This window comes from Listeria grandensis FSL F6-0971 (genome assembly GCF_000525835.1).
Classification (GTDB): domain Bacteria; phylum Bacillota; class Bacilli; order Lactobacillales; family Listeriaceae; genus Listeria_A; species Listeria_A grandensis.
Window position 1 is genome coordinate 1 of sequence record NZ_AODD01000014.1, and the last position, 12,967, is coordinate 12,967.

Genomic DNA, 12,967 nt, shown 5'->3' on the forward strand with positions numbered 1-12,967 from the left:
TCTACAGTTTACTCCAATTCCACAAATATGCTTCCAAAAAGAATTTATTTCGTATTCGCTTTCTGTAACACTAAAAATACGATCTATCGGCAAGCATGGTATTTTACTTCCCTTTTACGCATAATATTGCTAAAATGAAGACAGCCCGTTCTTTAGAAATGGTCGTTTTACATAGACACATTGGGGGTAAAGTGCTAGATATACGTGGAGGTGTGGAGAAGGTGGAAATAATTTTATACATTGCAGCTTTGATTGCTGCAATCGCGCTACTTGTTATTGCTGTTTATCTTGGGATGACGCTCAAATCGACATCTAAGACAATGGATGAGGTAGCTAAATCGCTTGAAGAAATGACTGGTGAGGTCAAGGGGATCACAGACCAAGCCGAGAAATTGATGGAAAAGACGAACAATCTTCTCGAAGATATCAATGGAAAAGTGGCGAAAGTGGATCCAGTATTTGATGCTGTTGGAGATATCGGCGTATCACTTCTTGGGCTCAGCCAATCGGTTCGCGAGCTAGCGACACTTGCGACCAACAAAGTACAGACGAACGAGAAAAAAATCGTGCAAGCAGTATCCTTTAGCAATTCGATTCTAGCTTTCCGTGATAAAATGAAGGCGAACAAAGCAGCCAAACAAGCAGCGAGTGAAGCAAACGAAGAAACAATCAACCTATAAAAACAAGTATGGAGGGAATATATATGTCTGAAAGAGATGGTATTAACGTAAAAGATTTTCTAATCGGTGGTTTAATCGGCGGTATCGTAGGTTCTGTAACAGCGCTACTTCTAGCTCCTAAATCAGGTAAGGAATTACGCGGTGACCTGAACGAACATGTAGACGTTCTAAAAGAAAAAGGTACACAATGGAAAGATGTTGCCTACGAAAAAGGAATCGAAATTGGCAATGTAGCCAAAGAAAAACGTGATTCTATTATGGATTCTACAGCAGGATTCGTCGATGTTGTGAAAGATAAGTCAGGTCAACTTTACGAAACAGTTTCTAAACAAACGAAGTCTGTGAAGGAAACTGCCGTTGCGGGTGTTGAAGCAACGAAACAAGCGGCGCAAAAAGCCAGTGAAACCTTCAAATCAGAAGCGAAAGACGCTGAGTCCGAGATTAAACATGCTGCTGATAAATCAAAAGAAGAAGTGAAAGATGCTTCGAAAACAGCGAAAGATAAGACAGAAAAAATTGTAGACGATGCGAAAAAAGAACTGAAAAAGTAAGAATGAATTATAAATAGCAAAGGGCTATAGATCATGTATTTCTGTACATGATTTATAGCTTTTTTGTGATTTTGGAATAAATAATTCATAAATGTCACAAAAAGTTCACAAAAACTGGTTTTTTATGAAACATTTAGAATTAAAAAGTATTTATTAATAATATTTAAGGTGGTAAACTGGATTTGTATGTGTTATCCAATAAATGCATACAAAAAAATTAAAAGGGGTTTTGAGATGAAAAAGTTAAAAATGGCGGTATTCCTAGTAATTTTATTAGCGATTACCTGTGTCAGCTTTTCCATGCAAGCAAATGCTGACGAAATCAAGACGATGAAGTTATACAAATTGGAGAATCCAACATGGCTTCATAATGCAGGAGTAAATAAAGGAATTGGGCATGACAAACAAGATTTAGGTATTATTTTGCCCGCCAATGTAGAGTTAGAAATTCGTCAGACGAATCCTAAATTTACAGGGAATCTAACAATGGAACTTTTAAATGATGATTCCCAAAAAGAAAAGAATGTTTCCATCACGTCCACATGGACAAAAGTAAGTCACACGTACACAACGGTTCCTATGATCGATACGACATTCGGTTCGGAGGCACCAATTATCGAGTTCAAATTAACGAATAACATGAAAGTCTTGCCTATCTACATGCAAGGTGATATCGAAGCTAACTTTTTTAAAGAATGGGATAATACAGATGCTGAATTCGCATTTGTCAAATCAAGATATTTTCAAATGCTAGTTCCAAAAAAAGATAAAGCCTATATGAAAAACATGAGAGACTTTAAATCGATAGATGCACTTTGCAATTATTACACAAGCATATTTGAAACGTATAATAAATTGGATGGGTTATCCTTTACACCAGAGAATCCTACTGATAAAAACATTCCCAACAAGTACTTCATAAAGGCAAATGCACATGGTGGAGGCGCGGCCTATTATGGCGGAAGTCACACAGCTCAAACTGGTGATACTCTAGCAGCGTTTTACCTATCTACAGGGTGGGGCGGTTTACATGAAATTGGGCATGGTTACCAAGGCGCCTTTATGTCAGATCCTTCCTTTGGTGTAGGCGAAGTATGGAACAATATCTACGCTGCAACTTTTGAAAGAAATTATTTCGGTGCAGATCTTGCTACAAAGGGAACACTGTATGGAAATGGTAGCAAAGAAGCGCGAGAAAAACTGTTAAATGATGAGTGGAAAGTAAAAGGAATACCAATGAACAGTTGGAATGGAGCAAGTAAAGAGAGAATCTTACTTACGTTCCAAGCAAAGGCTGGAGACAAAGCGTTCACAACCTTCAACCAAGAATATCGCAAAATTGCAAACGAACCAGGATTTGTACCAGCTAATCATTATTTGCTAGATTTAATTTCCAAATATTACGGACAAGCAAGTGGTTTTGACTTTACGCCAGTAATTGAATCAGCGAGCGGAGTGATGTCGAAAGAGCAAAAAGAAGAAAATCGTCTAAATGGTTATCAAGCAGTTGCGCCACTTGTAGACGTTGTACCAGCATCTAAGGTGAAAGAAATTCAAGCTAAATTAGGATTAGAGTCGTACCTGTCATTAGTTGATACGACACAATTGCGAGTTAGCGGCTTGTCTGGAACAGCGAAAATCCACCTAAATATTGATGATATCACACAATTAAAAGATCAGTATTTAACAATTAAAAACGGCAAAGAAGAAGTGAAAAAAGTATTGATAACTGATCAAGATGTAGCGCTTGGAACTTTACCAAATGGTATCTACACAATCGATGCTCCAACAGGAAATACCGTAAAATACTCACTTGATACGCATTACTTAAATGTAAAAGAAGCAACAAATGAATGCACTATCAATTACACACCGAAAAAGAAAGTTCTTTAGCAAGCCAGACAATCCGCTTTTTAGGAATTGCTGACTGGCAGTTTTCTTCGGCTAAAGTAGATTTAGAGAATGGTAAACTGTTTGTTAATACGAATTCTAATAAACCACATGATTATTTTGAGAGTAACGTTTATGCAAAATTAGAAGTATTAGACACCAATGGAACGATCGTTTATACGAAATCCATGACTGGGAAGAATACAGTTGTAGATAAAGCAGAGGTAGATATTAAAGAAGGCTACAAACTGCGTATTTATCATGCAGAGCCAGGGCGTTTGAAAGTAGATGATTCCAAAATTGTGGATACCAAAAACCAAACCAACGTATTTACAATCACAAGAACAGGATTAATCAATGATGCGCTTAAAAATAATCCTGATGACTTTCTTATAACGAAAATCAAGGAAGAAGCATCAAAAATCGAAGTCAATTCATTACTGAAAAATGCGGTGAATTCAGAAGTTCGAGATGATATCTGGGTTGCAATCCAACTACTATCCGAACCAGCTAAGACACAATTATTGGAGGAGTACGCAGATTTATTTCCAGAAATGGTAGCAATGGAAGAGCCGTACCTTAGCATATCAATCACAGCACCGTCTAAGCTAAGTTTGGCTAAAGATAGTTTTTCAGGGAAATATGGTGCAGATATTGTTGCTGTCAAACTTCTTGCGGAAGGAAGAATAGTACAAGTGGCTACTTTGAATCCAATCAATCATACGTATACGTTCAGTGACCTCATAAGCAAGCGAATTCGTTTTACGGATACAGTGAGCATCATTGGTTATGATGCAAGAGGTTCAGAAATGCATCAAGTAGAAATAGACATAACGAAGTAAGAATGTAAGAAGAGGATAGGACTTAAGTGGATATGAATATATCCCTAAATGTCCTATCCTTTTCATTGTATGTATAAGGTCGAAAGAAGAGCATAAGCGGAAACGGCTAATTGAAAGCGGAATACAATGTGTGAAAGCTTAATCAGGAATATAGACTAGACTCCCATTTGGGAAGAACTGAAACATCAGTGAACCTTATGTCTCGCTGTTTTTCAATTTTTACATAAATATTTTATAAATGTCACAAATTGTTCACAAAAATAGTGTATTTATGAAACTTTTTACCGAAAAAAGTATTTTTTAATAACATTTAAAGTGATAAACTGGGTTTGTATGCGCTATCCAATAAATGCATACAAAAAAAATTAAAAAGGGGTTTTGAGATGAAAAAGTTAAAAATGGCGGTATTCCTAGTAATTTTACTAGCGATTACCTGTGTCAGCTTTTCAATGCAAGCAAATGCTGACGAAATCAAGACGATGAAGTTATACAAGCTAGAGAATCCAACATGGCTGAATAATGCGGGATTGGGGAAAGGGATTGGACACGATAAACAAGATCTCGGAATTATTTTACCAGCCAATGTGGAGTTAGAGATTCGTCAAGTGAATCCAAAGTTTACAGAGAACCTAGGAATGGCACTCTTAAACGACGATTCAAGAACAGAAAAAAATGTTTCCATCACATCTTCTTGGACTAAAGTAAGCCATACGTTTACAACAGTTCCATTTATTTACACAACATTCGGGAGTGAAGCACCCATTATCGAATTTAAGCTAACGAATGCGATGAAAGCTTTGCCAAACTACATGCAAGGCGATGCTGAAGCAGACTTTTTTAAAGACTGGGATAGCACAGACGCGGAATTTGCTCTTATAAAATCAAGGTATTTCCAAATTTTGGTATCTGAAAAAGATAAGGCCTATATGAAAAAGATGCCTCATTTTAAAACGATTTCTGAGTTATGCGATTATTACACTCATGCATTTGAGAAGTATAATGAATTAGCTGGCTTATCATTCACACCAGAAAATCCTACAGATAAAAATATTCCTAACAAGTATTTCATGAAAGCTGATAAAAGTAGTGTTGGTAGTAACTATGCCTATTATGGAGGAAGTCATACAGCCGCTTCTGGTGACACTGTAGAGCCATTTTTATCAACTAGTTTGCTTGCTTTACATGAAATAGGTCACGGATATCAAGGCGCTTTTAATGATGGGTCGTTCACTACTAATGAAGTCTGGAATATGCTATACGCATGGACTTATAATAATAGTGTTTGGAAAAAGGATACATCAGAAGCAGGGATAGCTGCTGCTAAAAGTGCGCAGAAATTTAAGGATGACACAATGGATGAATGGTGGCATACTACGGATAAGAAACCAGTGAACGATTGGGGCGACTATCCTAAGCAAGAATATTTATTGTTATTCCTTGAAAAATCTGGGGATAAAGGCTTAACAACGTTTAACCAAGAATATCGTAAACTAGCTAATACAAAGGGTTTTGTAGCTAACGAGCATTATTTGCTGGATTTAGTTTCCAAATATTTTGGACAGGCTAGCGGCTTTGATTTCACACCAGTTATTCAGACATCAGGGGGAGTCATGTCAAAAGTACAGCAAGAAGAAAACCGTGCGAAGGGCTATACCGCAGTTGCACCGTTGGTAGAACTTGTGCCTGCATCTAAACTTGAGACTATTCAAAATCTTTTAGGCCTGAAATCGTATCTGAACTTTGTAGATACAGAACAATTAGCAAAAAGTGGTCTATCAGGAACAGCTACAATTCATCTAGATATTGATGATTTAGCACAAGTAAAAGGTCAATACTTAACGATCAAGAACGGGAAAAAGGAAGTTAAGAAAGTAGAAATAACAGGGAAAGATATTTCGCTTGGGACATTACCTAATGGCATATACACAATCGATGCGCCAACAGGTAAAACGGCGAAATATAGCTTAGATAATTACTATCTACGTGTAAAAGAGACGACAAATGAATGTACGATCAAATATACACCGAAAACTATGGGATCTATAGTAAATCAAACAATTCAGTTCTTAGGAATAGGGGATGGGCAGTTTTCTTCTGCTACGGTAAAGTTAGATCAAGGTAAGTTAGCTGTCACTACTAACTCTACTACACCTCATGATTATTTTGCAGATGTTGTTTATGCTAAATTAGAAGTGTTAGATACGAATGGTGCAGTTGTGTATACGAAATCAATGACTGGTAAGAATAATGTTGTTGATAAAGCTGAAATAGATATCAAAGCAGGATATAAATTACGGATCTATCATGCAGAACCAGGTCGTTTAAAAGTAAATGGCGCAAACATTGTTGATACATCAAAACAAATAAATACATTTATCATAACAAACAAGGGCTTGGTAAATGAGTCACTTAAAAATAATCCTGAAGAGAATCTCATTACAAAAATCAATGAAGAAGCAGCAAAAATCCAAGCTAATACGTCCATAGCGAATGCTGCAAATTCAGAGATGAAAGATGATGTATGGCTTGCAATCCAACAGTTATCCGAACCAACTAAGACACAATTATTGGAAAAGTATGCCGAGTTAATCCCAGAAATAGAAGTAGCAGAAGAGATGGAAGAGCCGTACCTTAGCATTTCAATCACAGCACCGTCTAAGCTAAGTTTGGCCAAAGATAGTTTTTCAGGGAAATATGGTGCAGATATTGTTGCTGTCAAACTTCTTGCGGAAGGAAGAATAGTACAAGTGGCTACTTTGAATCCAATCAATCATACGTATACATTCAGTGACCTCATAAGCAAGCGAATTCGTTTTACGGATACAGTGAGTATCATTGGCTACGATGCAAGAGGTTCAGAAATGCATCAGTTAGAACTAGAAATAACGCAATAAGAACGGGAAAACATGTAGTGGCCAAGCTGCTACATGTTTTTTGTGCTGTATAAAAATAAGCTTGCAATTAGGGGGGAGTAATGTTAGTATTATATTATTAGATTTAACGCTTAAAAGCGCTTAAGTGAGAAAGTGGCATGGTGACAAATTATTATTTTTCATCTATAATGAAAAGATATACATTACAAAGACATGCAGAGAAATTGGAGAGGTGGCAAAGAACATGGGAAACCCAAATTTAGAAGAGTTACGCGCACAAGTCGATAGCTTAAATATTGAGGTGCTAGAGGCAATTAACAAACGAGCAAACCTAGTACAAGAAATCGGCAAAATCAAAGGTATGCAAGGCGTAATTCGCTTTGACCCAGTCCGTGAGCGTCAAATGCTAAATGCGATTACAGATGCGAATAAAGGTCCTTTTGAAGATAGCACAATTGAGAAATTATTTAAAGAAATTTTTAAAGCTGGTTTAGAGTTGCAAGAAGACGACCACTCGAAGGCTTTACTTGTTTCACGCAAAAATAAGAAAGAGGATACAATCGTGAATGTGAATGGCGTTCCCATCGGAAATGGCGTTCCAACATTCGTATTTGGCCCTTGTTCCGTAGAATCCTATGAGCAAGTTGCGACAGTGGCAGGTGCTGTGCGTGATAAAGGGTTGAAACTACTGCGCGGTGGTGCGTTTAAACCGCGTACAAGCCCATACGATTTCCAAGGTCTTGGTCTGGAAGGTTTACAAATCCTAAAGCGTGTAGCAGATGAGTTCGGTCTTGGCGTTATTAGCGAAATTGTAACACCTCGCGACATTGAAGCGGCTTTAGATCATATCGATGTGATCCAAATCGGTGCGCGTAACATGCAAAACTTCGAACTTTTAAAAGCGGTCGGTCAAGTAGATAAGCCAATCCTATTAAAGCGTGGACTATCAGCAACAATTGAAGAGTTTGTTGGCGCTGCGGAATATATCATGGCGCAAGGGAACGATCAAATCATTCTTTGTGAACGTGGCATCCGCACGTACGAAAAAGCAACACGTAATACATTAGATATTTCTGCTGTACCAATTCTAAAACAAGAAACACATTTGCCAGTAATGGTTGACGTAACACATTCTACAGGTCGTAAAGATTTATTACTTCCATGTGCAAAAGCGGCGCTCGCAATTGGCGCAGATGGTGTGATGGCTGAGGTGCATCCAGATCCAGCAGTAGCGTTATCTGATTCCGCACAACAAATGGACTTGAAAGAGTTTGATGCTTTCTGGGAAGCGATTTTGAAATCAAAATTAGTTCCTGAAAATATCCAATAATCCTATTTAAAAAATGGCTAGGAAATCATTTCCTAGCCACTTTTTCATGTACATAAACTTAGAGATGACAGCGGCTATTAAAGTGGTTTAACACCTGATATCACGCGCTTTCATTTATCTTTAAACGTAGAAATTCAAATAAAACGCTTTCTTCTGAATTTTTAGTAATGTAAATAATAAGTGAAAACAATTGCATAACGAAAAAAACTATCGTATTATTAAGTGTAGGCAAGGTTGTTTCCGTTTACAATGGTTACATATGGCTAACCGTTAAAATAAATTAATTTTTGGAGAGTGAAATAAATGAATGTAACAATTTATGATGTGGCGCGTGAAGCGAATGTTTCAATGGCGACGGTTTCTCGTGTTGTCAATGGCAACCCGAATGTTAAGCCAATTACTAGAAAGAAAGTGTTAGATGTCATTAAACAGTTAGGATATCGTCCAAATGCAGTGGCTAGAGGGCTAGCGAGCAAGAAAACGACGACGGTTGGTGTGATGATTCCGGATATTTCGAATGTATTTTATGCGGAATTGGCGCGTGGGATTGAAGATATCGCGACGATGTACAAGTACAATATCATTTTGAGTAATTCAGATGAGAATGAAGATAAGGAACTACAAGTGTTGAACACTTTGCTTGGTAAACAAGTAGATGGAATTATTTACATGGGTGAACGTATTTCAGAGCAGTTGCAAGAAGAATTCGATCGTTCGCCGGCCCCAGTTGTTTTGGCAGGTTCGGTTGATGCGGCGAATAAAATTGCATCGGTGAACATTGATTATAAACAAGCAAGCTATGAGGCTGTATCTCGTTTCACGAAGAATGGTCGCAAGAAAATCGCGTTTATTAGTGGTTCATTAGATGAGCCTGTTAATAGTGAATTGAAATTAGGCGGGTACCGTGAGGCGCTAAAAGAGGCGAAGATTAAATTTAACGAAGATTACGTGTTGGAAGCCTCTTACAATTATGAATCAGGCGTGAAAGCTTGGGCGCAGCTAAATTCGCTTAAAGCAACACCGGATGCGATTTATATAGCAGATGACGAGCTTGCGATGGGTGTTCTAAATGCGGCGCTTGATGCTGGTGTGAAAGTGCCAGAAGAGCTTGAAATCGTCACGTCGAACAATACGAAATTAACATTGATGGCGCGTCCACAGTTGTCAACGGTTGTTCAGCCTCTGTACGATATTGGTGCGGTTGCTATGCGTTTATTAACGAAATTGATGGCTAATGAAGAAGTAGAAGAAAAAACAGTCATTTTACCACATAGCGAAAAAATGCGCGGAACAACGCGTTAAATTTTTTTAAAGCCGGGCGGGTCTAGGTTTAGATGTGCTCGGTTTTTTATGTGTGCCTTGACATTTTTTTGAGGCTATGTTAAAAATAGAGATACAACAACATATCGAAAAGCTATGAACGGACGAAGTAGTCGCTTATCCCTGTTTTAAAAAGAGAGCTGGTGGGAGCTGTGAACCAGTACAAATAAGTGTGATGAATTACATCCCGGAGCGTATTTGCATTTGCAAACGGTTTTTTTGCCGTTATCTTAATGAAGCGAGGAAGAAGTTTTTCCTAAGTTGGGTGGTACCACGTATATTTTGCGTCCCTTCGTCTATAGACGAAGGGGCTTTTTTAATTGAAAACGAGAAGGAGAGAATGATATGAATATTATTGATGAGCTAGAATGGCGCGGCGCGATTTATCAACAAACAGATGAGGTGGGACTTCGTGAACTGACGGAGAAGGAATCGATTTCGCTTTATTGTGGCATTGATCCGACGGGAGATTCGATGCATATTGGGCATTTGATTCCATTTATGATTTTACGCCGTTTTCAAAATAAAGGACATCGCCCAATTATTTTAGTTGGTGGCGCGACAGGATCTATTGGTGATCCGAGTGGTAAGAAGGAAGAACGCCAACTGCAGTCCATTGAGCAAGTAAATAAAAACGTGGAAAGTTTGCGCGGGCAATTGGAGACAATTTTTGATTTTGCTGGTGATAATGGCGCGATTATGGTGAATAACTATGATTGGACGAATGATCTGACGGTGCTTGATTTCTTGCGCGATTATGGGAAGAATTTCAATGTGAACACGATGCTGGCGAAGGATATTGTTGCGAATCGTTTGGAAGTCGGGATTTCGTTTACGGAGTTTGCGTACCAAATTTTGCAGGCGATGGATTACAATGAGCTATATGAGAAGCACAATTGTCGTTTGCAAATCGGTGGAAGCGACCAATGGGGCAATATTACGGCGGGGCTGGATCTGATTCGTAAAAAACAAGGAGAAGGCTCGAAAGCATTTGGTTTGACGATTCCGTTGTTGACGAAAGCGGACGGGACGAAATTTGGGAAAACAGAAGGCGGTGCAATCTGGTTAAATAAAGAGAAAACGACGCCGTATGAATTCTACCAGTTCTGGATTAACACGGATGATCGTGATGTTGTGAAATACTTGAAATACTTCACGTTTTTGGATCAAGGGGAGATCAATGACCTGGAGTCAGCGGTGAAATTAGAGCCACATCGCCGGGCTGCACAGCGTTCATTGGCTGCTGAAATGACGCGATTTATTCATGGTCAAGCAGCACTGGATCAAGCGATTAAAATTTCAGAAGCGCTTTTTAGTGGGGATGTCAAGGCACTTACAGCTGATGAGATTGAGCAAGGCTTTAAAGATGTACCAACATTTGTTGCAAGCGAGGAAGAGGCGCTGCTTGTGGATTGGCTTGTGGAACTCGGTATAGAGCCATCGAAACGCCAGTCGCGTGAAGATATTGGGAATGGCGCAATCTATATGAACGGGGAACGTGTACAAGATCTTGAAAAAATGGTGACAAGCGCAGATCGAGTGGAAGATCGCTTTACGATTGTTCGCCGTGGCAAGAAAAAGTATTTCTTGGTGCGCTATGAGTAAGTTGCGATTGGTGCCGATGAAGCAGGAGACTTTTCCAGTCTTTTCAGAGGCGCTCAGTGTGGATTATGCAAAAGATAAGGTTCAAGCCGGGATTTGGGATAAAGAAGATGCTTTGGACCAAGCGAGATTTGAGATGGTGCATCTTTTATCTAATGGAGTCATGACGAAAGATCATTTTTTATGGGATATTCTTGATAGGAAGGATGAAAAAATAGGAACGTTATGGGTCTTTGAGGAGAAGAATACGTATTTTATATATGATATTATGATTTTCGAAGCGTTCCAAAATCAAGGATATGGCAGTGAATTGTTGCGTGTGCTTGAAGAAAAAGCGCGTCAGGCTGGTATTTCAGAGATTGGCCTGCATGTTTTCGGGCATAATAAGCGAGCATTTCATGTATACGAAAAAATGGGGTTTGAAACGGTCGATATTAATATGAGAAAAGTTTTATAAGATAGGAAAGGGCTGCTACGGGAATTTCGTAGTAGTCTTTTCCTTTTGTTTCAAACAGTCCAAACAAAAAACACCGAATGCAACAAGTGCACTCGATGTTTTTAACGCGTATTAACGTGAATAGAATTCTACGATAAATGCTTCGTTGATTTCAGCATGAAGCTCTGAACGTTCTGGCAGGCGGTTTAATGTACCTGTCAATTTTTCAGCGTCGAAAGTTAGGTATTCAGGCACGAATGCCGCAACATCTAAGCTTTCAGCGATTGCTGATAATTTAAGAGATTTTTCGCGAACACTGATTACTTGACCAGCTGATACTTGGTAAGAAGGAATGTCTACGCGTTTTGAATCTACTAAAATGTGTCCGTGGTTTACTAATTGACGTGCTGCACGACGAGTGCGAGCAAGGCCTAAACGGTATACCACGTTGTCAAGGCGTTGTTCAAGTAAGATCATGAAGTTCTCACCGTGTTTACCTTGTAGTTTGCCAGCTTTTACGAACGTGTTTTTGAATTGACGTTCTGTTAAGCCGTACATGTGACGTAATTTTTGTTTCTCTGCTTGTTGTAAACCGTACTCAGAGATTTTCTTGCGTTGTGTCGGACCGTGTTGCCCTGGAGCGTACGGACGACGTTCTAATTCTTTACCTGTTCCTGAAAGTGATAACCCTAAACGACGGGAAATCTTCCAACTTGGACCTGTATAACGAGCCATGGATTGACTCCTCCTTTAAATTTGTTTTAGCATAAAACAAACAAGTGTGACCAACCAAATACGTGCAGTTTATCTTCATGTATCTTCGCCCTTGCAGCAGCAGGTTACAGGATACACCACGAAAAAATCGGGGATAAACAACGGTCATATTCATCATCACTCAAGCTGCATTTTACACGCTTTCTAGTATAGTATAGTTTCAGTGTTCTTGTCAATCTTTATTGTAGGGATGCTTTCAAAATAGTAACTACTTGTTCTAAATATTGTTGATCAACCGTGTCAAAGCGTGCTAAAGAGGGGCTATCGACATCGAGCACGCCTAAGAGTTTGCCATTATGAACGATTGGGATGACAATCTCGGAGTTTGAGGCAGCGTCACACGCGATATGTCCAGGGAAATCGTGAACGTTTTGAACGAGATAGGTTCTTTGTTCAGCAGCAGCAGAACCGCAGACGCCACGACCAAGAGGAATGCGAATGCAGGCAGGTAAACCCTGAAATGGTCCGAGAACAAGCTGATTACTCACTTCCTCATATAAATAAAAACCCACCCAGTTAATGTCGGTTAGTGCTTGATTTAGTAGAGCCGAGATATTGCTAATATTGGCAATGAAGTTTGGCTCCCCAGCGATCATGGCTTCAACCTGTTTGACGCATAATTGATAGTTTTCTGCTTTGGTTCCAGTGAATTTTGGAATTTCGATCATT

11 protein-coding genes and 1 other annotated feature are annotated in these 12,967 nt (G+C 39.0%); of the genes, 9 read left to right on the plus strand and 2 right to left on the minus strand.

All coding sequences use genetic code 11. The annotated features are described in order from the left end of the window. The first annotated feature begins 221 nt into the window (after window positions 1–221). From PGRAN_RS09230 to PGRAN_RS09265, 9 genes are all read left to right on the plus strand, one after another. Window positions 222–680 carry a DUF948 domain-containing protein gene (locus PGRAN_RS09230; protein ID WP_036066673.1) on the plus strand — a complete coding sequence of 153 codons (459 nt, stop codon included), beginning with the start codon at window positions 222–224 and terminating at the stop codon, window positions 678–680. 23 nt (window positions 681–703) lie between these two features. Continuing rightward, entirely contained in the window at window positions 704–1,231 is a 528-nt protein-coding gene (locus PGRAN_RS09235) for a YtxH domain-containing protein (protein WP_036066675.1), read from the plus strand. Between the two features lie 234 nt (window positions 1,232–1,465). Further along, complete coding sequence (locus PGRAN_RS09240) at window positions 1,466–3,124, plus strand: M60 family metallopeptidase (protein WP_051998555.1); 1,659 nt, start codon at window positions 1,466–1,468, stop codon at window positions 3,122–3,124. Then, window positions 3,085–3,963 carry a putative mucin/carbohydrate-binding domain-containing protein gene (locus PGRAN_RS15740; RefSeq protein WP_051998556.1) on the plus strand — a complete coding sequence of 293 codons (879 nt, stop codon included), beginning with the start codon at window positions 3,085–3,087 and terminating at the stop codon, window positions 3,961–3,963. The genes PGRAN_RS09240 and PGRAN_RS15740 overlap by 40 nt, the downstream gene beginning before the upstream one ends. Before the next feature lie 383 nt (window positions 3,964–4,346). Continuing rightward, window positions 4,347–6,857, plus strand: a complete 2,511-nt coding sequence (locus PGRAN_RS09245) for a putative mucin/carbohydrate-binding domain-containing protein (RefSeq protein ID WP_051998557.1) — start codon at window positions 4,347–4,349, stop codon at window positions 6,855–6,857. 223 nt (window positions 6,858–7,080) lie between these two features. Continuing rightward, window positions 7,081–8,166 carry a bifunctional 3-deoxy-7-phosphoheptulonate synthase/chorismate mutase gene (locus tag PGRAN_RS09250; RefSeq protein ID WP_036066676.1) on the plus strand — a complete coding sequence of 362 codons (1,086 nt, stop codon included), beginning with the start codon at window positions 7,081–7,083 and terminating at the stop codon, window positions 8,164–8,166. Between the two features lie 303 nt (window positions 8,167–8,469). Continuing rightward, a complete protein-coding gene (gene ccpA, locus PGRAN_RS09255; RefSeq protein ID WP_036066677.1) occupies window positions 8,470–9,468 on the plus strand; it encodes a catabolite control protein A in 999 nt (332 codons plus the stop codon). 105 nt (window positions 9,469–9,573) lie between these two features. After that, window positions 9,574–9,781: a binding site (T-box leader), on the plus strand. A 50-nt stretch (window positions 9,782–9,831) separates the two neighbouring features. Further along, on the plus strand, window positions 9,832–11,091 hold the full coding sequence (tyrS, locus tag PGRAN_RS09260; RefSeq protein WP_036066678.1) for a tyrosine--tRNA ligase: 1,260 nt from the start codon (window positions 9,832–9,834) through the stop codon (window positions 11,089–11,091). After that, on the plus strand, window positions 11,084–11,545 hold the full coding sequence (locus PGRAN_RS09265; RefSeq protein WP_051998558.1) for a GNAT family N-acetyltransferase: 462 nt from the start codon (window positions 11,084–11,086) through the stop codon (window positions 11,543–11,545). The genes tyrS and PGRAN_RS09265 overlap by 8 nt, the downstream gene beginning before the upstream one ends. Window positions 11,546–11,656: 111 nt before the next feature. Here PGRAN_RS09265 and rpsD read toward each other — a convergent pair whose 3' ends face one another. Beyond that, window positions 11,657–12,259, minus strand: a complete 603-nt coding sequence (gene rpsD, locus PGRAN_RS09270; RefSeq protein ID WP_036066680.1) for a 30S ribosomal protein S4 — start codon at window positions 12,257–12,259, stop codon at window positions 11,657–11,659. 218 nt (window positions 12,260–12,477) lie between these two features. Beyond that, window positions 12,478–12,966, minus strand: a complete 489-nt coding sequence (locus PGRAN_RS09275; protein ID WP_036066681.1) for a GAF domain-containing protein — start codon at window positions 12,964–12,966, stop codon at window positions 12,478–12,480. Window position 12,967: the final 1 nt, after the last annotated feature.